The organism is Thalassococcus profundi (assembly GCF_003344785.1).
GTDB lineage: Bacteria > Pseudomonadota > Alphaproteobacteria > Rhodobacterales > Rhodobacteraceae > Puniceibacterium > Puniceibacterium profundi.
The window spans coordinates 134,195-158,991 of the sequence record NZ_QPMK01000009.1 but is presented as its reverse complement, the minus strand read 5'-3'; the positions used below and the strand labels follow the sequence as shown (position 1 = coordinate 158,991).

The 24,797-nt window shown below is 64.9% G+C and carries 29 protein-coding genes; 12 read left to right on the top strand and 17 right to left on the bottom strand.

What is annotated here, in order from left to right; translation table 11 throughout:
- The coding region (locus tag DU478_RS22915) for a hypothetical protein (RefSeq protein WP_407703165.1) at positions 1-736 on the top strand (736 nt) is incomplete at its 5' end.
- A 105-nt stretch (positions 737-841) separates the two neighbouring features.
- Here the strand turns inward: DU478_RS22915 and DU478_RS13325 are convergent.
- Positions 842-1,549, bottom strand: a complete 708-nt coding sequence (locus tag DU478_RS13325; RefSeq protein WP_114511454.1) for a DUF1194 domain-containing protein — start codon at positions 1,547-1,549, stop codon at positions 842-844.
- A 159-nt stretch (positions 1,550-1,708) separates the two neighbouring features.
- Here DU478_RS13325 and DU478_RS13320 point away from each other — a divergent pair, with 159 nt between their 5' ends.
- Complete coding sequence (locus tag DU478_RS13320) at positions 1,709-1,906, top strand: CsbD family protein (RefSeq protein WP_114511453.1); 198 nt, start codon at positions 1,709-1,711, stop codon at positions 1,904-1,906.
- Between the two features lie 119 nt (positions 1,907-2,025).
- Here the strand turns inward: DU478_RS13320 and DU478_RS13315 are convergent, their stop codons facing one another.
- The 3 genes from DU478_RS13315 to parE form a co-directional block, all read right to left on the bottom strand.
- The gene (locus tag DU478_RS13315) at positions 2,026-2,739 is read right to left on the bottom strand and encodes a hypothetical protein (RefSeq protein WP_325048101.1); all 714 of its coding nucleotides are present in this window, start codon (positions 2,737-2,739) and stop codon (positions 2,026-2,028) included.
- Between the two features lie 73 nt (positions 2,740-2,812).
- A complete protein-coding gene (locus tag DU478_RS23580) occupies positions 2,813-2,944 on the bottom strand; it encodes a hypothetical protein (protein ID WP_267897109.1) in 132 nt (43 codons plus the stop codon).
- Between the two features lie 564 nt (positions 2,945-3,508).
- Entirely contained in the window at positions 3,509-5,467 is a 1,959-nt protein-coding gene (gene parE, locus DU478_RS13310; RefSeq protein WP_114511451.1) for a DNA topoisomerase IV subunit B, read from the bottom strand.
- Positions 5,468-5,609: 142 nt separating this feature from the next.
- Between parE and DU478_RS22910 the strand changes: the two genes are divergently transcribed.
- A complete protein-coding gene (locus DU478_RS22910) occupies positions 5,610-5,783 on the top strand; it encodes a hypothetical protein (RefSeq protein WP_158545780.1) in 174 nt (57 codons plus the stop codon).
- A gap of 139 nt (positions 5,784-5,922) precedes the next feature.
- On the opposite strand, the gene DU478_RS13305 is transcribed toward DU478_RS22910, so the two are convergent.
- The 4 genes from DU478_RS13305 to DU478_RS13290 all read right to left on the bottom strand — a co-directional run bounded on the left by DU478_RS13305 (position 5,923) and on the right by DU478_RS13290 (position 8,243).
- Positions 5,923-6,300: a type II toxin-antitoxin system death-on-curing family toxin gene (locus DU478_RS13305; RefSeq protein WP_114511450.1), complete on the bottom strand. Its 378-nt coding sequence runs from the start codon at positions 6,298-6,300 to the stop codon at positions 5,923-5,925.
- Complete coding sequence (locus tag DU478_RS13300) at positions 6,297-6,545, bottom strand: hypothetical protein (RefSeq protein ID WP_114511449.1); 249 nt, start codon at positions 6,543-6,545, stop codon at positions 6,297-6,299. The genes DU478_RS13305 and DU478_RS13300 overlap by 4 nt, the downstream gene beginning before the upstream one ends.
- 67 nt (positions 6,546-6,612) lie before the next feature.
- Positions 6,613-7,014: a hypothetical protein gene (locus tag DU478_RS13295; RefSeq protein WP_114511448.1), complete on the bottom strand. Its 402-nt coding sequence runs from the start codon at positions 7,012-7,014 to the stop codon at positions 6,613-6,615.
- Positions 7,015-7,019: 5 nt separating this feature from the next.
- Positions 7,020-8,243, bottom strand: coding sequence for a pyridoxal phosphate-dependent aminotransferase (locus tag DU478_RS13290; protein WP_114511447.1), 1,224 nt, complete (start codon positions 8,241-8,243; stop codon positions 7,020-7,022).
- A gap of 84 nt (positions 8,244-8,327) precedes the next feature.
- On the opposite strand from DU478_RS13290, the gene DU478_RS13285 reads away from it, so the two are divergent.
- The 3 genes from DU478_RS13285 (at position 8,328) to DU478_RS13275 (ending at position 9,568) form a co-directional block, all read left to right on the top strand.
- Positions 8,328-8,720: a helix-turn-helix domain-containing protein gene (locus DU478_RS13285; RefSeq protein ID WP_114511446.1), complete on the top strand. Its 393-nt coding sequence runs from the start codon at positions 8,328-8,330 to the stop codon at positions 8,718-8,720.
- On the top strand, positions 8,717-8,983 hold the full coding sequence (locus tag DU478_RS13280) for a succinate dehydrogenase assembly factor 2 (RefSeq protein ID WP_114511445.1): 267 nt from the start codon (positions 8,717-8,719) through the stop codon (positions 8,981-8,983). Before DU478_RS13285 ends, DU478_RS13280 begins: the two co-directional genes overlap by 4 nt.
- Positions 8,984-9,070: 87 nt before the next feature.
- The gene (locus DU478_RS13275) at positions 9,071-9,568 is read left to right on the top strand and encodes a MarR family winged helix-turn-helix transcriptional regulator (RefSeq protein ID WP_114511444.1); all 498 of its coding nucleotides are present in this window, start codon (positions 9,071-9,073) and stop codon (positions 9,566-9,568) included.
- Here the strand turns inward: DU478_RS13275 and DU478_RS13270 are convergent.
- The 5 genes from DU478_RS13270 to DU478_RS13250 all read right to left on the bottom strand — a co-directional run bounded on the left by DU478_RS13270 (position 9,562) and on the right by DU478_RS13250 (position 13,914).
- Positions 9,562-10,293, bottom strand: coding sequence for a DUF1194 domain-containing protein (locus tag DU478_RS13270; protein ID WP_114511443.1), 732 nt, complete (start codon positions 10,291-10,293; stop codon positions 9,562-9,564). The genes DU478_RS13275 and DU478_RS13270 overlap by 7 nt on opposite strands.
- The gene (locus tag DU478_RS13265; RefSeq protein WP_407703164.1) at positions 10,290-10,994 is read right to left on the bottom strand and encodes a DUF1194 domain-containing protein; all 705 of its coding nucleotides are present in this window, start codon (positions 10,992-10,994) and stop codon (positions 10,290-10,292) included. Before DU478_RS13265 ends, DU478_RS13270 begins: the two co-directional genes overlap by 4 nt.
- On the bottom strand, positions 10,988-11,422 hold the full coding sequence (locus tag DU478_RS13260) for a VOC family protein (protein WP_114511441.1): 435 nt from the start codon (positions 11,420-11,422) through the stop codon (positions 10,988-10,990). Before DU478_RS13260 ends, DU478_RS13265 begins: the two co-directional genes overlap by 7 nt.
- Before the next feature lie 61 nt (positions 11,423-11,483).
- Entirely contained in the window at positions 11,484-12,875 is a 1,392-nt protein-coding gene (locus DU478_RS13255; protein ID WP_114511440.1) for a surface lipoprotein assembly modifier, read from the bottom strand.
- A gap of 4 nt (positions 12,876-12,879) precedes the next feature.
- Positions 12,880-13,914, bottom strand: coding sequence for a thymidylate synthase (locus tag DU478_RS13250; RefSeq protein ID WP_147276343.1), 1,035 nt, complete (start codon positions 13,912-13,914; stop codon positions 12,880-12,882).
- A gap of 199 nt (positions 13,915-14,113) precedes the next feature.
- Here DU478_RS13250 and thyX point away from each other — a divergent pair, with 199 nt between their 5' ends.
- From thyX to DU478_RS13240, 3 genes are all read left to right on the top strand, one after another.
- On the top strand, positions 14,114-15,046 hold the full coding sequence (thyX, locus tag DU478_RS13245; protein WP_114511438.1) for an FAD-dependent thymidylate synthase: 933 nt from the start codon (positions 14,114-14,116) through the stop codon (positions 15,044-15,046).
- Entirely contained in the window at positions 15,043-16,293 is a 1,251-nt protein-coding gene (locus DU478_RS22685) for a hypothetical protein (RefSeq protein WP_147276342.1), read from the top strand. Before thyX ends, DU478_RS22685 begins: the two co-directional genes overlap by 4 nt.
- A gap of 497 nt (positions 16,294-16,790) precedes the next feature.
- On the top strand, positions 16,791-17,399 hold the full coding sequence (locus DU478_RS13240) for an outer membrane protein (RefSeq protein WP_114511437.1): 609 nt from the start codon (positions 16,791-16,793) through the stop codon (positions 17,397-17,399).
- 68 nt (positions 17,400-17,467) lie between these two features.
- Here the strand turns inward: DU478_RS13240 and DU478_RS13235 are convergent, their stop codons facing one another.
- Positions 17,468-17,926 carry a YHS domain-containing (seleno)protein gene (locus DU478_RS13235; RefSeq protein ID WP_114511436.1) on the bottom strand — a complete coding sequence of 153 codons (459 nt, stop codon included), beginning with the start codon at positions 17,924-17,926 and terminating at the stop codon, positions 17,468-17,470.
- Positions 17,927-18,304: 378 nt separating this feature from the next.
- On the opposite strand from DU478_RS13235, the gene DU478_RS13230 reads away from it, so the two are divergent.
- Together DU478_RS13230 and DU478_RS13225 are read left to right on the top strand one after the other, a co-directional pair.
- Positions 18,305-18,634, top strand: a complete 330-nt coding sequence (locus DU478_RS13230; protein WP_114511435.1) for a hypothetical protein — start codon at positions 18,305-18,307, stop codon at positions 18,632-18,634.
- A gap of 72 nt (positions 18,635-18,706) precedes the next feature.
- Positions 18,707-19,498, top strand: a complete 792-nt coding sequence (locus tag DU478_RS13225) for an inositol monophosphatase family protein (RefSeq protein WP_114511434.1) — start codon at positions 18,707-18,709, stop codon at positions 19,496-19,498.
- Between the two features lie 96 nt (positions 19,499-19,594).
- On the opposite strand, the gene DU478_RS13220 is transcribed toward DU478_RS13225, so the two are convergent.
- Genes DU478_RS13220 through putA form a run of 3 tightly spaced genes read right to left on the bottom strand, consistent with a single transcriptional unit; the run spans position 19,595 to position 24,188 of the window.
- Positions 19,595-19,963 (bottom strand): GFA family protein, encoded by a 369-nt coding sequence (locus DU478_RS13220; protein ID WP_114511433.1) that lies wholly within the window; start codon positions 19,961-19,963, stop codon positions 19,595-19,597.
- Positions 19,960-20,706 (bottom strand): rhomboid family intramembrane serine protease, encoded by a 747-nt coding sequence (locus DU478_RS13215; protein ID WP_114511432.1) that lies wholly within the window; start codon positions 20,704-20,706, stop codon positions 19,960-19,962. Before DU478_RS13215 ends, DU478_RS13220 begins: the two co-directional genes overlap by 4 nt.
- 56 nt (positions 20,707-20,762) lie before the next feature.
- Positions 20,763-24,188: a bifunctional proline dehydrogenase/L-glutamate gamma-semialdehyde dehydrogenase PutA gene (gene putA / locus DU478_RS13210; protein ID WP_114511431.1), complete on the bottom strand. Its 3,426-nt coding sequence runs from the start codon at positions 24,186-24,188 to the stop codon at positions 20,763-20,765.
- Between the two features lie 105 nt (positions 24,189-24,293).
- Between putA and DU478_RS13205 the strand changes: the two genes are divergently transcribed.
- Positions 24,294-24,770 carry an Lrp/AsnC family transcriptional regulator gene (locus DU478_RS13205; protein WP_114511430.1) on the top strand — a complete coding sequence of 159 codons (477 nt, stop codon included), beginning with the start codon at positions 24,294-24,296 and terminating at the stop codon, positions 24,768-24,770.
- Positions 24,771-24,797: the final 27 nt, after the last annotated feature.

Genomic DNA, 24,797 nt, shown 5'->3' with positions numbered 1-24,797 from the left:
CGCGCGCGCCGGGGCGGCAACACCGCGCCCGGACCGCCCGGCGGTTCTGGCCACGCGCCTGGCCCTGGCCGCCGCCGGAGAGGACCTGTGCGGCGGGGCCGAGGCGCAGACGGCACGGGCGTTGCATGCGCAGCTGCAAGCACGGGTTCCGGAGCTGCTGGACTGGGTGGCGCGCGCCAATGCCGCGCGGCCCGAGGCCGGTCACGATCTGCCCGATCCCGAAGGCGGCGCGCTGACCGGCTGGATGCCGCTGGCCTTGCGCCACGACCTGAGCTTGCCGACCCCGCGCCACAACGGCTCCGCGCTGCCGCTGGCGGTGGCGGAGGGCAGCATCGCGGTCGCCGCGGCCATGGCGACGGTGGCCAAGGCCGTCCTGGCCCTGCGCTGTCCGGGCGGGACCCAGGCCGACGAACGCGGCGTCGGCGCAGAACTCGACGCTCTGGTGGCGAACCTGGCATCGGGACGCTGTGCGGCAGGGGGCGCATATCCGTCCGAGATGACCCGCGAGATAGTCCTCGGCGAGGCGGTAGCGCTTGACCTCTTGCGCGACACGCTGGAGGCGGACGGCGCCGCCGCGGGCTGCACGTTGCGCAGCTTCGACGGGCACCGGCTTGCGATGCAGGCGACGCCCTGCGGTCCGGGGGCTGCGCGTGTGACGCTGTGTGTCGACGGGGCCGTGCGGCTCTGGCCGGAACGCGCGCGCAAAGACGCGCAGGACATCTGCGCGGTGGTCTGAACTCGCGGTCCTCGGCGGCCTCATGCAGTGCGTGAAATTTCGCGGATAAGGGTATGAAAGGAAATCATAAGTCCGGGTCGAAAGGTCCGGTCTTTGCAGGTCGTCCTAGCGCAGCCCGAGTGCGTAGTCGCGTTTGGGCATCTCGCCGGAAATCTCGAGGATCAGCTTGCGTTTGACCGCTTCGGCAAAGGACGCGCGATCCTCGGCGGTGACCACGAAGGCGCCGCGTCCGCCGATGATGCGGTCCTCGTACAGCGCCTCGAGCCCGCCCTGCGCGCGGCCCGGATCGTCGGGCCGCAGGATCGGCAGGGCGTTGATCGTCACCCCGGCGGCCAGAACCTCGGCGCGCGCCTCCTCGATGGACGGGCCGGACCAGTTGTTGGCCGAGTCGCCGGAAAAGTCGATCACCCGGCGCCAGCCGTCGATGTCGTTCTCCTCCATCAGCCGCAGCCCTTCGAGCAGCGCCGCCCCGATGGCGTTGCGCYCGTAGGCCTGGCGCGGCGGCACCAGCAGCGCGTCGGCAAAGCCCTGCGCCGTCTCGGGCCCGTCGATCCGCGTCCAGTCCACCACCGTCACCTGGTTGCTGGCCCATTCCACGTAGGTCACCGCGATGGACCCGTAGGCGGTGCGCTGGATCGCCGCCACCACCTCGGGATCGGTGATCGCCGCCGCATAGCCCTGTCGCTGGAACGCGGTTTCGCGCGCGTCGATGGAGCCCGAGGCATCGGCCAGGAGGACCAGTTCCAGATCGGTGTCCTGGGCGCTGGCCAGCGCCGGCGAAAGGGTCAGGAAAAAAAGCAGAAGGGCGCGCATCGCATCTCTCCGATTGGGGCATGTGTGCGGTCTGCCTGAAAAGGTAAGTCCCGCAGCGGTCCTGCCCAGCGGAAAAACGCTTGGGCCGCACGAAGCTGCGGAACCGCCGCACCGGATGCGCGTTCTTTGTGCAGATGTAAAAAGTGCAGGAGTGACGACATGAACTGGGATACGATCGAAGGCAAATGGACCCAACTCACCGGCTCTGTCCGCGAGCAGTGGGGCAAGCTCACCGACGATGACATCGCCGAAGCCAAGGGCAACCGCGATCAGCTGATCGGCAAGATCCAGGAGAAGTATGGGATCGCGCGCGAAGAGGCTGAAAAAGAAGTCGATCAGTGGTCGGCCAGGCACTGATCGGGCTTGAAATGACAATGGAAAGGCGGGGGATGCCCCCGCCTTTCTTGCGTTTGGAGGGCGCGTGCCGGTCCAGCGTGCCGGACCGTCGCGGCGGATGCGGGTCGCGCGGGGCGGACCTACCGGCAGATGTTTTCGGGCTGCGCACCGGCCCAGGGCATGCGCACCACCTTGGGGTCCAACATCCGTTCGATCCGCTGCAACGGCATGCTCTGCGCGATCATGTCGCGCAGCCGCGTGGTACGGGGCGCCTGCGGGTCGAGCAGGTGGCAGCAGACGTATTCCTCGACGATGGCGCCCTGCTGCTCGTAGCCGAAATCCTCGAACCGCGCGGCGCTGTCGGGATCGAAGAGATAGGGGTCGTCGGAGCGCGAATGTTCCGAAAGCGCGCGCAGAGGGTGGTAGCCGGTTTTGCGGCGGTTCTGCCATTGCCAGACATGGGTCAGTTCGTGGGCGAAGAACATGAGGTCAACGAGATCGACCCGGTCGGGGTAGCCTTCGAGGAAATCGTCGCGGAAGAGATCGGGGCGTACCATCACCGTGTTGAAGAGCACCGTCCCCCCCGGTGCGACACGCACCCGTTCCCCCCGCGAGGGCGGCCAGATGCGTTCCGAACAGGTGAGGCGCGGGCGGATGGGACGCGTATAGGTGATGGCCCCGCCGGGATTGTCGCCCACGAGCCGCACCCGCGCCGTGTCGATCTCGCCGCCGCCCAGGGCGTGCGCAAAGGCGATCTCGTCGCCGGTCAGGGACCGGCCGCAGGCGGCGAGACACAGGAACAGGAACACCCAACGCATGGCAGTGACAAAGCCGTAAGCGCGGACGTCTGGCAAGCCCGAACTGCGCACGGTTACGTGTGCCGCGGACCGGGCCGCCACGCGGATGGCGCAGCGCCCCGGCGGCGGGTCACTTCACCTTCTTGCCGCCGATCACCGTATCGGCCCGGGCCGCACCGCTGTTGGCGGTGGCAAGGACCTTGGGCTTTTCCTTCTTGGGTTTCTTCGCTTCGCGGTTGCCGCGATTCTTTTCCTTGGACATGGGTCTGCTCCGTGCGGGTTCCCGGACGGCTCATGCCCACCGGGTCGATGCTCAGAGGGGGCAGGGGCGCCTGACAGTGTCAGGGCGATGTCACCGGTGAGGCAGCAGGCGGCGCGGTTCGGCGTGTGGCCTGCTCCGTGAAGGTGCGCCCGCGTGCGGGTTTGCGCAAGGGGGACGTGCGGGGATTTTTTGTGGGGCGGTGGGTTGGAAACCCACCTTAAGCATAAGGTGAGGTCATGGTGTTCGGCCCGACGTGGAATTGCTCTGCACGTAGAAAAGGAGGTCAAACGCAGGCTGAGGGGCGAGCGGCCTTCTCGCCGGTTGGAGTGGACGCGCACCACCGTCTCTTGATCTGGAGACGCGATCTATTTTCATGCACATCAGCAGACGCATTTCCTGCGCGGAACCAAGGCGGCCCATGGCCGCCGCCGCGCAGCGCCCGACCGCCCCCCGGGCGGGCGCTTTGCCGGTGTTATTTGGCATTTTGGAAGGTTTTCGGGGACGCGGGATAAAGCGCGCTGCTCAATGGTCGGTGCGCCCACCCGCGGTCGGGCGCTGCGCGGCTCAGACGTCAAGCTCCTCCACGAAGCGCGCGTTCTCCTGGATATACTGGAACCGCAGTTCTGGTTTCTTGCCCATCAGGCGCTCCACCAGGTCGCCGGTCTGGCCGGGTTCGTCCTCGTCGATGGTCACGCGGATCAGCCGGCGGGTTGCGGGGTCCATCGTGGTCTCTTTCAGGTCCTTCGCATCCATCTCGCCCAGGCCCTTGAAGCGCTGCACGTCGATCTTGCCCTTGCCGCCGAGACCCACCCCGAGCATCCGGTCCTTCTCGGCATCGTTGGCGACATAGAGCCGCTTCGGCCCCTGCGTCAGCCGGTAGAGCGGCGGGCAGGCGAGGTAGAGGTGGCCCTGGTCGATCAGCGGGCGCATCTGGGTGAAGAAGAAGGTCATCAGCAGCGAGGCGATATGCGCGCCGTCCACGTCCGCGTCCGTCATGATGATGATGCGGTCGTAGCGCAGGTCGTCGAGGTTGAACTTGGACCCCATGCCGACGCCGAGGGCCTCACACAAATCCGAAATCTCGGCATTCGACCCTAGCTTCGACGACGCCGCCCCCAGCACGTTGAGGATCTTGCCCTTGAGCGGCAGCAGCGCCTGGAATTCGCGGAACCGCGCGCCCTTGGCCGAGCCGCCGGCGCTGTCGCCCTCGACGATGAACAATTCGGTGCCGTCGCGGTTCTTGGCGGTGCAGTCGGTGAGCTTGCCGGGCAGGCGCAGCTTTTTCGTCGCCGACTTGCGCGCGGTTTCCTTCTCCTGCCGGCGGCGCAGCCGTTCCTCGGCGCGCAGCACGAGGAAATCGAGGATCGCGCCGGCCGACTTGGTGTCCGCCGCCAGCCAGTTGTCGAAATGATCGCGCACGGCGCCTTCGACCATGCGCGCGGCCTCGGTCGTGGCGAGCCGGTCCTTGGTCTGGCCGACGAATTCCGGCTCGCGCACGAAGCACGACACCAGCGCTCCGGCGCCGCCGATCAGGTCCTCGCGGGTGATCTGGGCGGCCTTCCGGTTGTTCACCAGCTCGCCGTAGGCCTTCACACCCTTGAGGATCGCGGCCCAGAAGCCCTGTTCGTGCGTGCCGCCCTCGGGCGTCGGCACGGTGTTGCAGTAGGAGCGGATGAAGCCGTCGCGCGAGGGTGTCCAGTTGATCGCCCATTCGACCTTTCCGGGCTGGCCGAACTTCTCGCGGAACTCGACCTTGCCGGAGAACGGCTGGTCGGCATAGGTGGTCGCCCCGCCCATGCTGTCCTTGAGGAAATCCGACAGGCCGCCGGGAAAGTGGAATTCCGCCTCGGTGGGCGTGTCGCCGTCGGCAATCGCGGTCTTCCAGCGGATCTTCACGCCGGAAAAGAGGTACGCCTTGGACCGCGCCATGGCGAAAAGCCGGGCGGGCTTGAGTTGGAGCGAACCGAAAATTTCGGGGTCGGGATGGAAGGTCACCGAGGTGCCGCGCCGGTTGGGGGCGGCGCCGATCTTTTCCAGCTGGCCCTGCGGCATCCCGCGCGAGAACTCCATGGCAAAGAGTTCCTTGTTGCGCGCCACCTCGACCCGCAGGTGGTCCGACAGCGCGTTCACCACCGAGGAGCCGACGCCGTGCAGGCCGCCCGAGGTTTCGTAATTGTCGCCCGAGAACTTGCCGCCGGCGTTGAGCGTGCAGAAGATGATCTCGAGCGCCGATTTCGCCGGGTCCTTGGGGTGCGGGCCGGTGGGAATGCCGCGGCCGTTGTCGCGCACGCTCACATGGCCATTCTCGTGCAGCTCGATCTCGATCCAGGAGGCGTGTCCGGCCACCGCCTCGTCCATGGAGTTGTCGACGATCTCCGCCACCATGTGATGCAGCGCGCGGTCGTCCTTGCCGCCGATGTACATGCCGGGACGCAGGCGGACGTGCTCCATATCCTCGAGCACCTGGATCGAGGCGGCGTCGTAATCGCTGGGCGCGGGCCCGGAGAGAAGGTCTTCGGCCATGGCTGCTGCTCTTTCTTGGTTTTGGTTGGGCGCAGTATGGCAGAGGGGCCGGGCCGGGGAAAGAGGCGAGGCGGCGTTTGGCGGCTCTCCGGGGCTGTGGTATTGTTGCGCATTGTTGTCGATTTTCAGGAAAGTATTTGCCATGACCCAGACCGTGCCGGCCACCTCCGACACCACCTCGCCGCCGTTGCAGGCGACCTACAACACCCGCCGCGGCGCCTGTTCCAAATGCAGCTGCCGGGCGTTCAAGGACGAATACGACAGTTCCGTCTGCGGCAACTGCGGCCATTCGAATTCCGATCACGCGGCGTATTGAGGGCCGGACGCCCGTGCCCGGAACGACGTGAATAGTCCCGAACCTGCGGCGGCCGGTTCGGGCCGTCCGTTCCGTGTTGAGCGTATTCGGCGTGGCTTCACCCGGCGGTCCGGGAGCGTGACCCGCGCAAGGTCCGCGATCAGACGGCCTGTCGGCGCAGCCAGTCGGCGAAATCGGCGCTGTCGAGATGTCCTTGCGCCAGCCGGATGATCTGGTCACCGACCTTTGTAGCGTCCCAAGCGATCTCGACACCGTTGAGATCCAGGCAGACGTCCATGCTCTGATGCGCGGTACGTTTATTGCCGTCGTTGAAACAATGGCCCGTCGCGATCGCCTGCGCATAGGCCGCCGCGAGGTCGAAGACATCATGGATCATGCCATAGACCAGCCGGTTGTCGACCCGTGCGAGGGCGCTTTCGAGCGACTTGTCGCGCGCAAGGCCCTGCAATTCCCCGGGATTGAGAACGGAATCGTGGATATGTTCGACGATCTGCGCCGACAATAGGATAAAGGTCATTTGTCCTTAAGGTATTCAAGCACCGGATCGTTGATCTCGCGGCGCTTCTCAAGAGACGCCATCACCTCGTCCATCGTGGCATAGCGCGGTTCACCCTGAAGCGTCGCCTCTTCGGGCACCAGGTAGCCGACGCAGCGGGAATTCTTCATGATCGCCACGGGTTTGCCGCCCGCACGGTCGAGCACCTTCTGCGGTTCGCGCAGTTCGGTCATGGTGCAGATGTGATTGGTGTGCAGACGTGCCATGAGATGCCCTCCGTAATGTACATTGAAATATACATTGCGGTGCGCATTTTGCAAGCGCCGCGCGCTCTCACTCCTTGAGCATGCGCTCGGATTTCTTGCGTACCAGCACCGTGCGGAGGTCGTGCATGGCCAGCAGCAGGTCGTCCGTCACCTCCTCGAGCTGCGCGGCCTCGGCCTTGGACTGCGCCCATTGCGCGGTGAGGTTCAGGTGGTCGATGGTGCGGCGGATGTCGTCGATGTCGCGCATCGCCAGCACCTCGCCGCGCCGCGCCATCCAGCCCCGGATCGCGTCGAGATCCTCCTGGTCCAGGTCGCGGTCGCCATGCGGCTTGATCTCGCCGTTGCGCATGTTGATCACCGCGATCTGGTCCATGTCGATGCGGCGGTGCCGGTTCTCGGTATCCACGCGAAAGGCCAGGGCACCGTTTTCGCGCACGCGAAAGTAATACTGGGGAAGGTCACTGGCCATGGGGGTCACGCACTCCGTAACGGCGACTCCGTCAGGCCCTCGCAGAACCGGACGATCCGGGAACAGGCCTCGTGCAGGACGTCGTCGGAGGTGGCATAGCTGATCCGGAAGTAGGGTGAAAGGCCAAAGGCCGCGCCGAAGACTACCGCGACTCCGGTTTCCGCCAGAAGCGCCGTGGCGAAATCCTCGTCCGTGTCGATCCGCGCGCCGCCGGCCGAGGTCTTGCCCAGACATCCGGCGACCGAAGGATAGACATAGAACGCGCCCTCCGGCACCGGGCAGGAGATACCGGGCGCCGCGTTCAGCATATCCGCCACGAGGTTCCGGCGGGCCTTGAAGGCGGCGCAGCGCTCGGCCAGAAAGTCCTGCGGGCCATTCAGCGCCTCGACCGCCGCCCATTGGCTGATCGAGCAGGGATTGGTCGTCGACTGGCTCTGGATCTTGCGCATTGCCGCGATGAGCGGCTCGGGCCCCGCGGCATAGCCGATGCGCCAGCCGGTCATGGCATAGGCCTTGCTGACGCCGTTGACGGTCAGAGTGCGTTCGTAAAGCTTTGGTTCGACCTCGGCCGGTGTGCAGAAGGTGAAATCGTCATAGGCGAGGTGCTCGTACATGTCGTCGGACATCACCCAGACGTGGTCGTGGCGCAACAGCACATCGGTCAGCGCGCCAAGCTGCGCGCGGGTGTAGCCCGCGCCGGTGGGGTTGCTGGGCGAGTTGAACAGGAACCACTTGGTCTTCGGCGTGATCGCCGCCTCGAGCGCCTCGGGCGTGATGCGGAACCCGTCCTCCAGCGTGGTTTCGACGATCACGGGCGTACCGCCCGCCAACAGCACCATGTCGGGATAGCTGACCCAGTAGGGCGCGGGGATGATGACCTCGTCCCCGGGGTTCAGCGTGGCCATCAGGGCATTGTACAGCACCTGCTTGCCGCCGGTGCTGACGCTCACCTGCGGGGGCGTGTAGGACAGTCCGTTCTCGCGCCGGAACTTGTCGCAGATCGCCCGTTTCAGTTCGGGAATCCCATCCGGCGCGGTGTATTTCGTTTTTCCCGCATGGATCGCCGCAATCGCGGCATCTTTGATATGCTCCGGCGTGTCAAAGTCCGGCTCACCGGCGGCCAGCCCGATGACATCCTGCCCGGCCTCCTTCAGCTCTCGCGCGGTTTGCGTGATGGCGACGGTGGGCGAAGGCTTCACCCGGGCTAAGTTGACGGAGAGGAATGACATCTGACACCGGTTTGTATGCATGGCTCGCCTGTCTTAGGATGCGGGGGCAAACCTATCAAGCGGCAAGCCGAAAGGGAGAGGCGAATGATGGACGGTGACGACTGGTACGGGCCCGAAGTGGCCACCTTCGGGGATCGCGTCGCGGCGGCGCGCGAAGCGTCGCAGATGACCCAGGAACAGCTGGCCAAGCGCCTGGGCGTGAAGCTCAAGACGCTGCAGCACTGGGAGGAAGACCTGTCGGAGCCTCGCGCCAACCGGCTGTCGATGATGGCGGGGCTTCTGAACGTGTCGATGGTCTGGCTGATGACCGGGCAGGGTCAGGGGCTGAGCGCGCCGAGCGACGAAGGCGACGAGTCGCCGGACGTCAAGGCGGTGCTGATCGAACTGCGCGCCGTGCAGAACCGCGTCCACGCCGCCGCCGAAGAGGTCGGGCGGCTCGAGAAGAAGCTGCGCAAGCTTCTGAAGTACCCGGCATGACGCCGGAAACGCCCGAGACCCGGATCAAGCGGCTGCGCATGCGCTCCATGCGCCGCGGCATCAAGGAAATGGACATCATCCTGATGCGCTATGCCGACCGGCGGCTGGCCGATCTGGCACCGGCCGAGCTCGATGCCTATGACGCTCTGCTCGAGGAAAACGACCAGGATCTTTACCAGTGGGTGACGGGCCAGACCGCGGCGCCCGACCGCCTGACAGCGCTGGTCGCGGACATCCGGCAGGTCACCGAACCCGCGGATTAAACACGATATGATCGAAGCTTTTGCAGTTTAACGGATTTTTCGTTTTTTCTTGTCATCTCTCTCCGCACCAGCAAGGCGGAGAGACAGATGAGCATTCATTCCTCGATGAGGGGCGGCCCGGACCAGGGTTTCATGACCGGATATCTCGAGGCGCTGGCGCTTGTCGAACGGTTGCACCGCCTGCTGCTTGACGTGATCAAGGATGAATTCGAACGGGTCGGTGTGCTTGAAATCAACGCGGTGCAGGCGCTGCTGCTGTTCAACATCGGCGACAACGAGGTGACGGCGGGCGAACTCAAGACCCGCGGCTACTACCAGGGCAGCAACGTCAGCTACAACCTCAAGAAACTGGTCGACATGGGCTTCATGCACCACCAGCGCTGCGAGATCGACCGCCGCTCCGTCCGCGTGCGCCTGACCGAACGCGGGCGCGAGATCCGGGATATCGTCTCGCAGCTGTTCGCCCGCCATGCCGACGGGCTGGAATCCAAAGGCGTGCTCGGCGCCTCGGGGATCGAGGACATCACCACGTCTTTGCGCCGGATGGAACGCTACTGGACCGACCAGATCCGCTATATCTACTGATCCGCGCGCGCCTCGCGCACGGGCCCCGTCGCCGGTCCGCGGGACACCGGCAGGTCCGTCAATTCGCGCAGCAGCTTGCGCACCATCGACGCCTCGAAATCCTCGAACCCCAGCGCGGTTTCGACAAAGGCGTCCGTTCCGTGGATCACGTAAGCGCGAAAATAGGAGGTCAGCTGCCCCAGCCCGGGACTGACCTGGCCGGGCCGCTCCGGCAGGCCGATGACCAGCGCATTCACGGTAACGTCGCGCGGCAGAGCGCCGCGTACATCCTGCGGGCGCGGGCCGGTGTTCGACAGCCCGTCCCCGGAGAGGTCCAGCGTCCGGCGCCAGCAGGCCGGCTGCTGCGCCAGCAGGGCTTCGCCATAGCGCATCGCGGACCCCAGCGCCGTCGACGGATCGCCGGGCCCGCGGTCTGCGTCGCGTAAGGAGCGCGCCACCGCGTCCAGCGCTGCGGCACTGTCGATGGCGCGCCAGTCCAGCGTCAGATGCTGATCCGCGGGACCGCTCCATTCGAAGACCGCAAGCCGGACTGGCAAGGCGGGCCGGGACAGAAGCGCGGCGCGCACCTGCGGATGTTCCAGCGCCGCGGCAAGCCCCTGCATCTGCAGCGCATAGTCCTGCGCATCCACCGATCCCGAAACGTCCATCCCCAGCGCCAAGGCTTGCCGGCAGTCGGCCTGCGCCGCGCCGGCCCAGAGCGAAAGCAGCAGCGCCAGCCGCCTCATCCCGGCCGGTCCGCATGGGGCAAGGCGCGGCCCCCGACCTGCATGTCGTTGATTTCACGAAACAGCTTGCGCGTCATGGCGCGGCGGAAACCGGCATAGCCTTCGGCCGTCTCGACAAAGGCACCGGGGCCGTGGCGGACGAAATCCTGGTAATAATCCTGTACCTGCGGATCGGCGCCCAGCACCGCGAGCCCGTTCACCGTCACGCCGTCGAAAGGGAAGTGCCGGTAGGCCAGCTCCGGTCCGAAACCATCGTTGGTGATGCCGTCGCCCGACACGTCGATCACCCGGCGGGTGCAGTCGGGGGCGCGGCGCAGCATCGTGGCGCCGAACCCCAGCGCGTAGCCCATGGCGGTGGGAAAGCGGGTTTCGCTGCGCGCCGTGCCCATGATCTGGCCCGCGGCACGCTCGATCGCGCCCGCATCCGTCAGCAGCGTCCAGTCCTGCACCACGGCGCTCTGCCGCCGCCCGCTCCATTCATAGACCGCCAGCGCCACCGTGCCCGGCCCGCCGTTCAGGATGGCGTGGCGGATGTCCGGGTCGTTCAGCGACGCGGCGATGCCGGCCTTCTGCAGCTCGTGTTCCTCCGCATCGACCGAGGACGACACGTCGAGCGCCAGCAGGAGCGCCAGCCGGCATGGCGTCTGGGCCGCCGCCGGGGCGGCCCAAAGCATCGTCAGAAGGCACAGCAGCCTTACCAATGACCCGTGTTCTCCATGCTGGCCCAGGGCTCCTGCTTGGGCAGCGCGTCGCCCTGCTGCAACAGCTCGACCGAGATGTTGTCCGGCGACCGCACAAACGCCATGTGTCCGTCGCGCGGCGGGCGGTTGATGGTCACGCCGTTGTCCATCAGGTGCTGGCACATGTCGTAGATGTTCTCGACCGTGTAGGCGAGGTGGCCGAAGTGGCGGCTGTCCGAGGGCAGACCGTCGTCGCCGTCCCAGTTGTAGGTCAGCTCCACATCCGCCGTGCCATCGTCCTGTTCGGGCGGGCAGAGGAAAACCAGCGTGAAGCGGCCGCCTTCGTTTTCCTTGCGAGTGCGCTCCTTGAGGCCCAGCAGCTTGAAGAACCGGATCGTCGCGTCGAGGTCCTTGACCCGAACCATGGTGTGCAGATAGCGCGTCGGCATGATGCCTCCTTTGATGTTGCTTTGGCGAAAGGCTAGCAGCCCGCCGCCATAAGTCGAGACATCAGAAGGCGGATTCGAAGCCGATGGAGATCGAGAAGGTTTCGGTGTCGAAGCGGCTGACGTTGGAATCGGTCCGTTCTGCCTGCAGCCGGACGTTGGGCACAAAGCCGTAATAATCGAAATCGTGCAGCGTCAGGTCCAGCGTGGCTCCGTATTCGGTGTCCTCGCGGCCCCCCGGGACCGGAATGAACACGCGGTAGTCGGGATAGGCCTTGCGCGTGGCGCTGAAGGCGGCGGAGATCCTGACCGGACCCACCGGCTCGGCCCGCGCGTAACCCAGTGACAGGGTGTCGCCGTCCGAGGTCTGCTGGGTGTTATCGGACAGGCTTTCCGAGCGCGCCAGCGACAGGCTCAGCCGGTCGTCGTTGGTCAGGTAGTGGGTCACGCCCGCCTGCCATCCGGTGGTTTCGACATCGGCATAGGGGCCGCCGTCGTTCCATTGCTCCTGGTAGAGACCGCCGAAGCTCAGCGAGGTCCTGTCTCCCAGCGGCTGCGACAGCGTCAGCGAGGCACGGCCGTAATCGTAGGCCGGATCGCCGCCGTACCAGGTGCGCCCGAGAAAGCCGCCCCCGGTCAACAACGTGCCCGCCTCGTTGAGTTTCTGCGTATGGCTCAGGCCGAAATCGAACAGGGTCGAATTGTAGGTGCTGCCCTTGGCATTGGGCGCCTTGTCCCGCGCCTCGTCGCTCAGGGTGACCCGGCGCACCTGCAGCGCGCCATGCAGCTGGGTCTGCGACCATTCGGATCGGCGCAGACGGTAGCGCGCGCGCAGGTCGCCCTGGGCCACGTAGCCCGACAGCGCCTGGGCGTCGGGCGACAGGATGCCGACCAGCGGCACCCCGTCGACGACGTTGAGCTCTTCCGACGCGCCGCCGTTGACATTGGAGGAGGGGGCGACCGACAGCCCGAAGGTCAGGTGCAACTTGGCGGCGCGCCGCGCGGCGCGGAATTCCCGCACGGTGCGCGCGCGCATCTTCTCGTCAGGAGCCGCCTGCACGGCGCGACGCAGCCAGAACTGCGCGGGCAGGAACCGTTCGTCCATCGCCTCGGACAAGGCGGCAAGGCGCGCCGCCTCGTGCCTCTGCACGGGGGTGTCCGCCAGCCTGTAGGACAGCTTGGCCGCCGGGCGCGCCTCGGTCGGCTGGCCGTTGCGCAGAAAGGCCTGGGCGATGACGAAATGCGAAAAGCTGTCGTCGGGATGCGCGGCCAGCATCGCGTGGGCGAGGTTGATGGCGATCTCGTACTGGCCCGCGCTGACCGCCCGCATCGCGGCCACGCGCATCTGCGGCAGGCTCAGCACCACCTCGTCGCCGCCGCCCTGTTGCGATAGGGCCGGCGGCGCGGGCGCCCAGAAGGTCAGTGCGGCGCAAAGGGACAGGGCGGCCCGCCGCATCGGATCAGTTCGGCTGGACTTGGTCGCAGACCGCCGCGTCGCCGTCCTTGCCGCACTGGGTCAGGACGAAGACGCCGACCTCGGTGTCGTTCTCGCGCGACTGGGTGGAGTCGCTCAAGGCGACGATACCCGAGACATAGCTGCCGTCGGCGCCGCTGATGATGCCGCCGTAATCGCCGACATCGACGTTGAGCCGGCCGTCATGTTCGGCGTCGCCGAAGAATTCGCCGTTCTCGTCGATATCGGTGATGATCAGTTCAATGTCTTCCCAGGTTTCCGTCGCGGTCCCGTCGATCGGGCTGATGAGTTGCCGGTTGTTGATGCTGCCGTTGATCTTGTTCTCGGCAAAGTTGGCGTTGAAGAAGATCGTGGCGCGCACCATGGCGGGCTGGCCCGGAAGATCGGGCAGGCCGGGCTGTGTCGTGTCGACCGGCAGCAGCGCCGATCCGTCGCTCGAGGTGGCGTTTGTGATGGCCGTGTAATTGCCGGCATAGGATACCTGACCGGCACCGGGGCCGACGCCCACCGCGGGCGGGGTATAATCTCCGTCGCGTTCGTAAAAGCCGCCCGGAAGCACGCGGTTGAACTGGCCGCCGTCGCCCACGGCCACGGCGCGCGCGCCGCCGTCCGCGGTTTCCTGCGCCATCGCGATGTAGAGCCGGTCGAGCGAATCCTCCTGCACCGAATAGGCGAGGTAGCCGCCCATATCGAGCGCCGGGTTGCGCGCGTAGGTCGCTTCGATGGGGGTGGTGTCGACGCCGTCGAGCGAGATGGTCACGGTGCCCTTGTCGGGGCTGAAGGCAAAGCTGGTCACGTTCTGCGAGAGCGTCTCGGGAATGCCGGTCACGCCGTCGGGCACTTCCTCTTCGCCGTCGGTCGGGGGCTCTTCCTCGTCGGGCGGCGTTTCCTCGTCGCCGCCGTCCTCTTCATCGTTGGCGAGCACGTCGTTGACGTCGCCGCCGCTGCCACCGCTGCCGCCGCCGGAGCCGCATGCGGACACGAGAGAGAGCGCCAGAAGCGCCAATAGAAGTCGGTTCATCACTGCTGCCTCGATTTTTATAATCGTGTTTTGCGGGAAGCGTCCGGCGATTGCGTGCGAAAGTCAATCTTCGACTGGGCAGGGTCCGAGGAAAATCAAGGGACTGAGGCGCTTTTGCCGCCACCCTATCTGGCGGTTTCTTGACCGTTTCCGCCAAGATATAGTCGGCGGCGACTCATCTGGTGGGAAAGGATTCGCCATGGCCCCGAAATCGACGCTCTCGGCAGACCAGCAGGCCGAAATCGACGCCCTGCGCGGCACCCGCACCGAAACCCTGCGCGCGACCTCGGCGGGCATGGAGCAGCACCTCTACACGGCGATCCCGGTGCTGGATCACGGCTTTGTCCGCGTCATCGACTACATGGGCGACGATGCGGCGATCTGCCAGGCGGCGCGAGTGTCCTACGGCCGCGGCACCAAGTCGGTGCAGAATGACGAGGGACTGATCCGTTATCTCATGCGCCATTGGCATTCGACCCCCTTCGAGATGTGCGAGATCAAGCTGCACGTCAAACTGCCGGTCTTCGTCGCGCGCCAGTGGATCCGTCACCGCACCGCCAACGTCAACGAATACTCCGCCCGCTACTCGATCCTCGACCGCGAATTCTACATCCCCGCGCCGGAACACCTCGCGGCGCAGTCCGTCGTCAACAACCAGGGCCGGGGCGAAGCGCTGGAGGGCGAAGAGGCCGACCGCGTGCTGCGCTACCTGCGCGACGATGCGATGCGCGCCTACGACCACTACGAAGAGATGATCAGCCAGGACGGCCAGCAGGGCCTCGCCCGCGAACTGGCCCGCATGAACCTGCCCGCCAACATCTACACCCAGTGGTACTGGAAGGTGGACCTGCACAACCTGCTGCACTTCCTCCGCCTGCGCGCCGACGCCCACGCGCAATACGAGATCCGCGTCTATGCCGACGCGATCTGTTCTGTCGTCGCCGACTGGGTACCCTTTGCGTATCGCGCCTTCGAGGATTACCGCATGGGCGGCGCCACCCTCTCGGGCACCGCGCTGGACTGCGTGCGTCGGATGCTGAAGGGCGAGGAGGTGACGCAGGAAACCTCGGGCATGAGCAAGGGGGAATGGCGGGAGTTTAAGGGGGTGTTAGAAGGCGGTCGGTCAAATTGAACATCACGAAGAGGTCTGGCTACAGATTTGATATTGCTCTTAAAGAGCTGGCCTTGTCGCGTGAATTCAAGGAAGGTGGATCGAGAACTTTAAAGAGCTTTGGAAGCGAAGAAATTTGGAAGAGTTATTTTCTCACGGCGCTTAACTATGGCGAGCTGTCATCGGCTTTTATGCAATTGGTGATTGATAGAGCTATTTCCTCACATGATTATGTAAACGAAGGAGACTTTCTGCGCTCCATTAATTCGATAGCTAAGGAATTATTTGGAGGTAGAAGAAAGTATGTTGCTGTTTTTCCTGTTTGGAATGTGAGTCCGTATATTGAAGGAGTAATGCGGAGGAACGGCGTAACAATGAATTTTTCACCTGCTCGCACAGAAAAATGGACGAAAGTCGTTCAGAATAGGCAGGAGCTCGCAAAAGATCAGTTTTTTAAAGGACTTCGAATTTTTCCATCTGAAACTGCTGACGTGTCGCTTGTTTTTTGTTCGGTGACTGCTGTTTCACCACAAGACGCCTATTTGCAGGCAGACACCGTACTTGCAACTGAACTGGGAATTTTGTCTGCACTAGCTACTTCACCGCATTCTTACAGACTAAGTTTTGGGGAGAAAAAGCCAATCTCCAAGTTCTTGGTATGTCCAATGGTGACTGTTCATAGCGAAAAGGGTGAACTGGCCTATAAGGGCTTTTGGTATAGTAGTTTTCCAAGAAACTCTGATCCAGAGCGAAGGGTGCGGGAAGAGGGCGATAAATTAAGCTTTGCTTTTAAGAGGTTGAGGGGCGAAATTTCCAAGTCTGCTCTTAAATCGGAGTCCGAAGACTTCTTGGCAAGATTTCAGAAGGCTTTTAGTCAAACTGATATGGAGGATGTTTTTATGGATGGCTGGCGATTGATGGAAAAAATGTGTTCGGGCAACGATAGAAAAACTTCATACGATGACGTCGTTCGACGCGCGGCTTCTCATTGGATGCAGTCCGATATGATTATCCAAATTGGCATGCACCTCAAAGATAGAAGAAATTATTTGTCACATGGTAGGGATATCGCCGCAGAAGATCAAGAGGACCTTGCGTTCCAGGTGCTAAAGCTATTGCATCCAATATTAATGGGAATTTCATGGAACCGCTTTGGATTTAGATCTCTGAGCGAATATCACGAATTTTGTGATGCTCCGCGAAATCTTGATGATTTACGCCGTAGAATGTTTATAATAGATAAAGCAATTAGTTATATTTCGAAATAGCAGATCTCGTGGCACCAATTAATCGGTTTCCCGGAAAATCCTTGCAAGCTGTACCGCTTACCGCGTCGTAAGCGCCGACCCGCCCCCCGGGTTGGCGCTTTGCTGACCCAAGCGCCTCGATTTGAGGGCGTCCGGACACGGCAGCCATAAACCGCGCATAAGTAGCGTAGCAGCGCCATCCCGCGGGTCGGCGCTGGCCCGGCTTCGGCAGGCGTTGCGTCGGGGCCTCGAATTTGACCCTTGGTCAGCGTCTCGGACGAACCGTTCGTCTTGTGATCGAGACACCCGAAATATGTCAGTTCTCGACCCCGATACCCGGCATTTGAGCCAGTCTCCGCCGGTTCCCTGCGCCCCGAAAAAACTTCGCGCACGTGGCGCAATTCACGCCACGAACCTGTGACCGCGCGAGGGTGGAACGATCCCGCGGCCATGCCCATTTCCCTCCTGTCACCGGCGCCGAACTGCCGGAAATGAAAATGAAAAATGGAGCGACATACATGAAACGCACACTCGCACTCACCGCCATGCTGGGCAGCATCGCAACCGTTCCCGCCTTCGCCGCAGGTCCCACCATGGTCGAAGCCGAACCGGCGCCGATGGCCCCCGCCGTGACCCCGGTAGCGCCGATCCGCGACCGCGACTTCACCGGCTTCTCGCTGGGTGGCCAGTTCGGTTACGGCAAGGTGGATACGGATAGCCCCGACCTCGACGGCGGTGACGGCCTTTACGGTCTGCGCGCCTATTACGACTACGACTTCGGCGACTACGTGCTGGGTGGCGGTCTGCAGTACGACGAGACCGACATCGACCTCGACGGCGCTGCCACCGTGGACAGCGTGCTCCGCGCCGGCGTCCGTGGCGGCTACGACTACCAGGGCAACCTGTTCTACGGCACCGCCGGCTACGCCAAGGCCTTTACCGAGGACGACGCCGTGTCTGTCGGCGATTCGAACGGCTACTTCGTCGGTGTCGGCGCGGAAAGCTTCATCACCGACAACGTGACCGTCGGTACGGAACTGGTCTATCACAAGTTCCAGGATTTCGAGATCGACGATCTCGAAGCGGATGCAACGACCGCCAATATCATGGTCAACTACCGCTTCTAAGCCACTCTTCAGGCTTGAAAAAAGCGCCCGGTCCCCGCAAAGGGGCCGGGCGTCTTCACGTGCCGGGTTCAGCCCAGGATGCCAGGCCAGTTCGCCTGGCCCTTGGCGATGTTCCCGGGGATGTCCTGCAGCCACAGCTCACGCGCGCGCAGGTTGGCGTTGAGGTAGAGCCGCCCCTCGTGGACGGTCCAGGCTTCGGGCTGCGTCGGTGCGAGATAGCCGCGCGACGCGGCATAGGCGCAATAGCCGCCGAAGACCGGCGCATGGCGCATCGGGTCGCGTTCGAACGCCTCGCGGTTGGCGCGCGCGGTAAAGTGCCAGGTGGCCCCCAACCACGTCACGGCGTGATCGGCGCTGCCGGGCACAGGGCCGTTTCCGCTGAAATAGGCGACCGGATCGGTGCCGTTGATGGCGACACCGGCGGACTGGAAGACCTCCGGTTCGCGCGCCGAGGCGGGGCGCGACAGGGTCAGGACGGCGGGGGCGGCAAGGGCCGAGAGCAGGACGTGGCGGCGGGTCAGTGGCATGGCGGGCTCCTGTGAAAAGCATCGACTGACCCCAAGATGACCCGAAACCGCGCATCGCCCCAGCCCGCGTCACCCGGAGTTGAGCCGCCGTGTGGCGGGCGTCATCTGTCGGATCGCTCAAGGACAGGCGCCGAAGTCCCTGATTCCATGCTTGAAAACCCAAGTCGGGCAGGGCGCGCCGCGACCGCCCCGCTGCAGGCGGTCCCCGGCGCACGCCCCGGAGTTGGCGCATATGACGCCGCGACCTGTAACATCTCGTGCCGCTCGGGCCCCTCGGCCTATAAACACTGCGTTTCTGCCTGAATAATTTGACTAATTTCCCGGTGCTGGTACGCTTTGGGCAGGATAGATTTCGAATGTGTTCATAAGGGGGACATCATGGCATTCATCAAGACCATCGCGGCGGCGGCCGTTCTGTGCTGCGGCGCCGGTGCGGCGCTGGCCTGGGACGACGCCTACAAGGGCGACGCCACGCACAATCCCAATTCCAACGTGCTGATGCATTCCTATCCGACGGCGGCGAATTACTGCCCCGCCGGGCTGCAGCCTGTGACCATGGGCGGCGTGATCTGCTGTGGCGAACCCAACGCCGGCCCCTACGTGAACCGCGCCGGCGGCCACAAGCGCGTGCACAAGGCCAAGAGCCACGTTTACCATGCCCCGCGCGCCTATGCCCCCGCGGGGGAAAAGGGCGTGGTCTACCGCTGAGCCGCGCACCCTTGGCAACCGGGGCCGGGCCGCGTATACGCGCGGCCTGATCACGTTCAAGGGGCCGGGCACATGCAGGGCAGCGCAAATCTCAACATCATGATCAAGGCGGCGCGCAAGGCGGGCCGGTCTCTGGTCAAGGACTTCCGCGAGGTCGAGAACCTCCAGGTGTCGATGAAAGGTGCCGGCGACTTCGTCAGCCGCGCCGATCTCGCCGCCGAAAAGATCCTGCGCGAGGAGCTGATGGGCGCGCGGCCCACCTACGGCTGGCTGGCCGAGGAATCGGGCGAAACCGATGGCCAGGACCCGACCCGCCGCTGGATCGTCGATCCGCTGGACGGCACCACCAATTTCCTGCACGGCCTGCCGCACTGGGCGATCTCGATCGCGCTGGAACACAAGGGCCAGATCGTCGCCGGCGTCGTCTTCGATCCCGCCAAGGACGAGATGTTCTATGCCGAAAAGGGCAGCGGCGCCTGGCTCAACGATTCCAAGCGCATGCGCGTCTCGGGCCGGACCCGGATGATCGAGGCGATCTTCGCCACCGGCGTGCCCTTCGCCGCCAAGCACACGCTGCCCGCGACACTCAAGGACCTGGCCAAGCTCATGCCGGAATGCGCCGGCGTGCGCCGCTACGGCTCTGCCGCGCTCGACCTCGCCTATGTCGCGGCAGGGCGCTACGACGGCTACTGGGAGCGTGAGCTCAAGATCTGGGATATCGCCGCCGGGCTGCTCATCGCTTCGGAGGCGGGTGCGCTGGTGCAGGGGGTACGTGAAACCCAGAACCCGCTGGAGGACGGTACCGTGCTCTGCGCCAACGGTGCGCTCTTCGACCATTTCGCCGGGATCATCCGCAAGGTCTGATCCCGCGCGTCCTCCTTCTTCGGTTTTCAATAACCCTCGGAGAGCGCGAGAGGCTGGCCTCTCGCTCGCGCCGCAGGCGCGACCCGGCACGCGCGATCAGCGGTCCGACGGATGGTTCACCCCGTCGTTCCAGTGGATCGGTTCGAACTCCCGCGGGTTCACGCCGTCGATGGCGCCCATGTTGACGCCGTATTCGTTGGGGTCCGACCTGCGCCGGTGGTGGGTGTAGATGCCGCAGACCGAGCAGAAATGGTGCACCGCGGTGCGGGTGCCGAACTGGTACACGGTCAACTTGTCCGCGCCGCGCACCACCTCCAAAGCCTCGAGTGGCGCGCTCACCATCGGTGCCGCGCGCCTGCGGCAGAACGAACAGTCGCAGCGCCGCGCCGTCTCCAGCCCTTCCGACAGGGTGACGCGCAATTCCACCGCGCCGCAATGGCAGGTGACGGTCACGGGCTCGGTCATCGGCGTCTCCGGACGGTGGGGATGCGGCTACGGCTGAGGGTGTACTTGGCCTCGGGATGCGGCGGATGGCCTTCGGTGCGATCCCAGAACCGCGTGCCGCCCAGCCGCAGCCAGAGCGGCAGCGCCAGCAGCGCCCCGATGGCAAAGCCGCCCGCATGCGCCCAGTAGGCGACGCCGCCTTCACCCGCCGCGGCGCCGACGCCGCCGAAAAGCTGCATGGCGAACCAGACGCAGAGCATGATCCAGGCGGGAATCGGGAAGACCTTGAAGAACACCACGAAGATGATGAGGATATCGACCTTGGCCTTGGGGAACAGCAGCAGATAGGCGCCCATCACCCCGGCGATGGCTCCCGAGGCGCCGACCGTGGGGATCTGCGACAACGGCTCGGTCACGTACTGCGCCATCCCGGCGGCGATTCCGCAGACAAGGTAGAAGACGGCAAAACCCAGGTGCCCCATCTCGTCCTCGACATTGTCGCCGAAGATGAACAGGAACAGCATGTTGCCCAGAAGGTGCATGATCCCGCCGTGCAGGAACATCGAGGTGACGATGCCCACCAACCCGTCGCCGGAACTGATCCGCGCCGGGATCAGCGCCCAGTCGTAGTAGAAGGCCCAGAGCGCGCGGTCGTCGCTAAAGAGGTCGTAATAGCTGAGAAAGACCACGATATTCGCCGCGAGCAGCGCATAGGTGACGTAAGGCGTACGGCCCGACGGGTTGTGGTCGCGGATCGGAAACATGCGCCGACAGTGGCGGAAAACGGCGGGGCGTCAAGACACCCCGCCGCAATTGTCGTTCAGGACGTGCCCGCGAGCAGTTTCGCGTTGCCGCCCGCGGCGGTGGTGTCGACGCAGACATGCCGCTCCATCCTCGCGTGGCCGCGGTCCGGCGCGCCGGTGATGAGCGGCAGGATCGGGCCCTTGCGGTTGGCCAGCGCGGCGCGATAGGCGCGCGCCGTGTCGGCATCGCCCCACCAGATCGCCCCGGAAAATCCGTCGAGCTTGGTCAGTGTCTCCGGATCGACGGTGCCCGTCGCGGTGACCGCGTCGCCGTCCAGGTCGCGCACCGCCTTGGCCTGCGCCTCTGCCGCGGCCTTGGTCGGGCCAAGGCACAGCACCGGCAGGCGGGGCAGGGTGGAAAGCACGTTCGATTCGCCCGTCGGCCCCGGCAATTCGGTGCTTTCCGGCGTCGTCGACGGCTTCACGCCCTTCAGCGCCTTTTTCAGCCGGTCGGCGCTGTCGTCCATGTCCCAGCCATCGCTCACCGATTGCGCCTCGTGGCGACGGAAGCGGTTGACGTAGTCGGGGCCGCCCGCCTTGGGACCGGTGCCCGAAAGGCCTTCGCCGCCAAAGGGCTGGCTGCCGACGATGGCGCCGATCTGGTTGCGGTTCACGTAGATGTTGCCGGCGTGGATGCGGGTCGAGACATGCTGCACGCGGTCGTCGATCCGGGTCTGCAGGCCGAAGGTCAGCCCGTAGCCGGTGGCGTTGATCGCGTCGATCACCTTGTCGATCTTGTCGGCCTTGAAGGTGGCGATGTGCAGCACCGGTCCGAAGATCTCGCGCTCCAGGTCCTCGATCCCTCCCACCTTGATCAGGGTGGGTGCCACGAAGTGTCCCGAGTCGGGCGTCGGCGTGGTCTTGATCACGCGGCCCTCTTCCTCGGCGGCGTCGACATGCGCGGCAATGCCTGCCTTGGCCTCCGCGTCGATGACCGGGCCCACGTCGGTGGTGATCTCCCACGGACGGCCGATTTGCAGCGCGTCCATGGCCCCGGTCAGCATCTTGATGAAATGCGGCGCGATGTCTTCCTGCACATAGAGGCAGCGCAGCGCCGAGCAGCGTTGGCCCGCCGACTGGAAGGCGGATTCGACGATGGCGACGATCGCCTGCTCGGGCAGGGCGGTGGAATCGACAATCATCGCGTTCAGCCCGCCGGTTTCGGCGATGAAGGGCGCGCCGGGGGCCAGGTTCTTGGCCATCGACTTGTGGATGATCTGCGCCGTGTCGGTGGAGCCGGTAAAGGCCACGCCGCCCACTTTCGGGTTCGAGGTGAGCGCCGCACCGACGTCACCGGCGCCCGGCAGCAGTTGCAGCGCGGTTTTCGGCACACCGGCCTCGTGCAGCAGCTCTGCCGCGCGATGCGCGATCAGCGGCGTCTGCTCGGCCGGTTTCGCCAGCACCGCGTTGCCCGCGGCAAGCGCTGCGGACAGCTGCCCGGTAAAGATGGCCAGCGGGAAGTTCCACGGGCTGATGCAGGCAAAGACGCCGACCGGCGGTTCGCCTTCGGCGCGCTTGGCGTAGTAGCGCAGGAAGTCCACCGCCTCGCGCACCTCGGCAATCGCATCCAGAAGCGACTTGCCCGCTTCGCGCGCCAGCAGCGCGAAAAGTTCGCCGTAGTTTTCCTCGTAAAGGTCGGCGGCCTTCTCCAAGATCTTCGCGCGTGTGGCCGGATCGGCGTCCCATGGCGCTGCCGCGTCGCAGGCGGCGGCGACCGTGTCGGGCGTGGCCCAGCTGATCTGGCCCACCGTGTCCAGGGGCCGCGCCGGGTTCGGCACCGGCTGGGTGTCGCCCAGGGGCGCCTCGAAAGCCGTCAGCGGCGCGCCGATCCACTGGTGCCGCTCGAAGGGCGCGCGCGCCTCCTCGATGGCCTTGAGCGTCGGGCGGTGGCGGATGTCCCAGCCCTTGGAGTTCACGCGCTCCGGCTTGAAAAGGTCCGGCCCGGTGGGCAGCTTGGTGTCCTTGACCTCGTTGAACGGATCGGCGGCCACGACCTCGGGCGGCACGTCCTCGTCGACGATCTGGTTGACGAAGGACGAGTTCGCGCCGTTCTCCAGCAGACGCCGGACGAGGTAAGCCAGCAGGTCGCGATGCGCGCCCACGGGGGCGTAGATGCGGCAGCGGGTGCCTTCCTTGCGCATGATGATATCATGCAGCGCCTCGCCCATGCCGTGCAGGCGCTGGAATTCGTACTTGGCCGGGTCGCCGCCCATTTCCAGGATCGCGGCCGCCGTGTGTGCGTTGTGAGTGGCGAACTGCGGATAGATGCGGTCGGTCATGCCGAGCAGCTTTTTCGCATTGGCGATGTAGCTGATGTCGGTCGCGGCCTTGGAGGTGAAGACCGGGAAGCCGTCGAGCCCCATGACCTGCGCGCGCTTGATCTCGGTGTCCCAGTAGGCGCCCTTGACCAGCCGCACCATGATCTTGCGGTCGTGCCGCGTGGCAAGGTCATAGAGCCAGTCGAGCGTCGGGGCGGCGCGCTTGCCATAGGCCTGCACGACGACTCCGAAGCCGTCCCAGCCGCGCAGCGACGGTTCCGACAGCACCGCCTCGATCACGTCGAGCGAGATCGACAAGCGGTCGGCCTCTTCCGCGTCGATGTTGAGGCCAATCCCGGCAGAGCGCGCCAGCTGGCAAAGCGTGCGCAGGCGCGGCACCACGTAATCCATCACCAGCTCGCGCTGGGTGTCCTCGTAGCGCGGATGCAGCGCGGAGAGCTTGACCGAGATGCCCGGGTTGTCGCGGATATCCTCGGATTTCGCGGCGGCAGAGATGGCGTTGATGGCCCGCGAGTAGCTCAGATGGTAGCGGCGGGCGTCGGATTCGGTCCGCGCCGCTTCGCCCAGCATGTCGTAGCTGTAGGTGTAGCCCTTCTTCTCCATGTTGGCGGCGCGTTTCATCGCCGCCTCGATGGTTTCGCCCAGAACGAACTGCGACCCCATCTCCTTCATCGCGCGGGCGACGGCGGTGCGGATCACCGGTTCGCCCAGCCGTTTGACGGCGCTGCGCAGGTGCCCCACGGGCCCCAGCTTGTCTTTCTTCAGCACCTTGCCGGTCAGCAGCAGCGCCCAGGTCGAGGCATTGACCAGTGGCGATGTCGAATGGCCCATGTGCTTGCCCCAATCCGACGGCGCGATCTTGTCCTCGATCAGCGCGTCGATGGTTTCGGCGTCCGGCACGCGCAGCAGCGCTTCGGCCAGGCACATCAGCGCGATGCCTTCTTCGGTCGAGAGGCCGTATTCGGCGAGGAAAATCTCCATCAGCCCGGGCTTTGCATGACCGCGTATGCCCTTGACCAGCTCTTCCGCGCGGGCGCTCATCCGCTTGCGCTCTTCGGCGCTCAGTTCGGCGGCGTTGCGCAGCGCGTCCAGCGTTTCGGCCTCGTTGGCGTAGGTCAGCGCGTCAATGCGGGCGCGCAGGTCTGATGCGATGTCTCTAGGCATGGTATCCTCCGGGATGATGAGGTAGCTTAACGTGTACTCCAAAGTCGTTTCGACTGAAGGTCTGGCTTTTGCCGGTGAAAACGACCGAAAAAAGAGGGTTCTGCGATGCAAGACGAAACGCTGGGACTTGATCGCTTCGACCAGGCGATTCTCACCACCCTGGCCGAGGAAGGACGTATATCGATCACCGATCTTGCCAAGCGCATCGGACTTTCCAAATCTCCCACGCAGGCGCGTTTGCGGCGGCTGGAGGAGCAGGGCGCGATCCGTGGCTACCGGGCGATCCTCGATCCCATCCGGCTGGGCCTCGACCACGTGGCCTTTGTCGAGGTGCGGCTGACCGACACCCGCGAAGAGGCGCTGGCGGCCTTCAACGCCGCCGTGGCCCGCATTCCCGAGATCGAACAGGCGCATCTGATCGCCGGCAACTTCGATTACCTCCTCAAGGTGCGCACCAGCGACATGCGCAGTTACCGGGCTGTCCTGGCCGAGCGTATCTCGACTTTGCCCTATATGTCCAACACCTCGACCTACGTGGCGATGCAGGCGGTCAAGGAGGACGGTCTCGCCGATGTGACTTGACCGAGGCGGACTGCGAGAGGCTACTTG

What these genes read in the sequence shown, in the direction of transcription:
- DU478_RS13320 (WP_114511453.1), top strand. Translation starts at nt 1,709, where the DNA reads ATGAACTGGGATACGATCGAAGGCAAATGGACCCAACTCACCGGCTCT.
- DU478_RS23580 (WP_267897109.1), bottom strand. Translation starts at nt 2,944, where the DNA reads ATGTCCAAGGAAAAGAATCGCGGCAACCGCGAAGCGAAGAAACCCAAG.
- parE (WP_114511451.1), bottom strand. Translation starts at nt 5,467, where the DNA reads ATGGCCGAAGACCTTCTCTCCGGGCCCGCGCCCAGCGATTACGACGCC.
- DU478_RS22910 (WP_158545780.1), top strand. Translation starts at nt 5,610, where the DNA reads ATGACCCAGACCGTGCCGGCCACCTCCGACACCACCTCGCCGCCGTTG.
- DU478_RS13305 (WP_114511450.1), bottom strand. Translation starts at nt 6,300, where the DNA reads ATGACCTTTATCCTATTGTCGGCGCAGATCGTCGAACATATCCACGAT.
- DU478_RS13300 (WP_114511449.1), bottom strand. Translation starts at nt 6,545, where the DNA reads ATGGCACGTCTGCACACCAATCACATCTGCACCATGACCGAACTGCGC.
- DU478_RS13295 (WP_114511448.1), bottom strand. Translation starts at nt 7,014, where the DNA reads ATGGCCAGTGACCTTCCCCAGTATTACTTTCGCGTGCGCGAAAACGGT.
- DU478_RS13290 (WP_114511447.1), bottom strand. Translation starts at nt 8,243, where the DNA reads ATGTCATTCCTCTCCGTCAACTTAGCCCGGGTGAAGCCTTCGCCCACC.
- DU478_RS13285 (WP_114511446.1), top strand. Translation starts at nt 8,328, where the DNA reads ATGATGGACGGTGACGACTGGTACGGGCCCGAAGTGGCCACCTTCGGG.
- DU478_RS13280 (WP_114511445.1), top strand. Translation starts at nt 8,717, where the DNA reads ATGACGCCGGAAACGCCCGAGACCCGGATCAAGCGGCTGCGCATGCGC.
- DU478_RS13275 (WP_114511444.1), top strand. Translation starts at nt 9,071, where the DNA reads ATGAGCATTCATTCCTCGATGAGGGGCGGCCCGGACCAGGGTTTCATG.
- DU478_RS13270 (WP_114511443.1), bottom strand. Translation starts at nt 10,293, where the DNA reads ATGAGGCGGCTGGCGCTGCTGCTTTCGCTCTGGGCCGGCGCGGCGCAG.
- DU478_RS13260 (WP_114511441.1), bottom strand. Translation starts at nt 11,422, where the DNA reads ATGCCGACGCGCTATCTGCACACCATGGTTCGGGTCAAGGACCTCGAC.
- DU478_RS13255 (WP_114511440.1), bottom strand. Translation starts at nt 12,875, where the DNA reads ATGCGGCGGGCCGCCCTGTCCCTTTGCGCCGCACTGACCTTCTGGGCG.
- DU478_RS13250 (WP_147276343.1), bottom strand. Translation starts at nt 13,914, where the DNA reads ATGAACCGACTTCTATTGGCGCTTCTGGCGCTCTCTCTCGTGTCCGCA.
- thyX (WP_114511438.1), top strand. Translation starts at nt 14,114, where the DNA reads ATGGCCCCGAAATCGACGCTCTCGGCAGACCAGCAGGCCGAAATCGAC.
- DU478_RS13240 (WP_114511437.1), top strand. Translation starts at nt 16,791, where the DNA reads ATGAAACGCACACTCGCACTCACCGCCATGCTGGGCAGCATCGCAACC.
- DU478_RS13235 (WP_114511436.1), bottom strand. Translation starts at nt 17,926, where the DNA reads ATGCCACTGACCCGCCGCCACGTCCTGCTCTCGGCCCTTGCCGCCCCC.
- DU478_RS13230 (WP_114511435.1), top strand. Translation starts at nt 18,305, where the DNA reads ATGGCATTCATCAAGACCATCGCGGCGGCGGCCGTTCTGTGCTGCGGC.
- DU478_RS13225 (WP_114511434.1), top strand. Translation starts at nt 18,707, where the DNA reads ATGCAGGGCAGCGCAAATCTCAACATCATGATCAAGGCGGCGCGCAAG.
- DU478_RS13220 (WP_114511433.1), bottom strand. Translation starts at nt 19,963, where the DNA reads ATGACCGAGCCCGTGACCGTCACCTGCCATTGCGGCGCGGTGGAATTG.
- DU478_RS13215 (WP_114511432.1), bottom strand. Translation starts at nt 20,706, where the DNA reads ATGTTTCCGATCCGCGACCACAACCCGTCGGGCCGTACGCCTTACGTC.
- putA (WP_114511431.1), bottom strand. Translation starts at nt 24,188, where the DNA reads ATGCCTAGAGACATCGCATCAGACCTGCGCGCCCGCATTGACGCGCTG.
- DU478_RS13205 (WP_114511430.1), top strand. Translation starts at nt 24,294, where the DNA reads ATGCAAGACGAAACGCTGGGACTTGATCGCTTCGACCAGGCGATTCTC.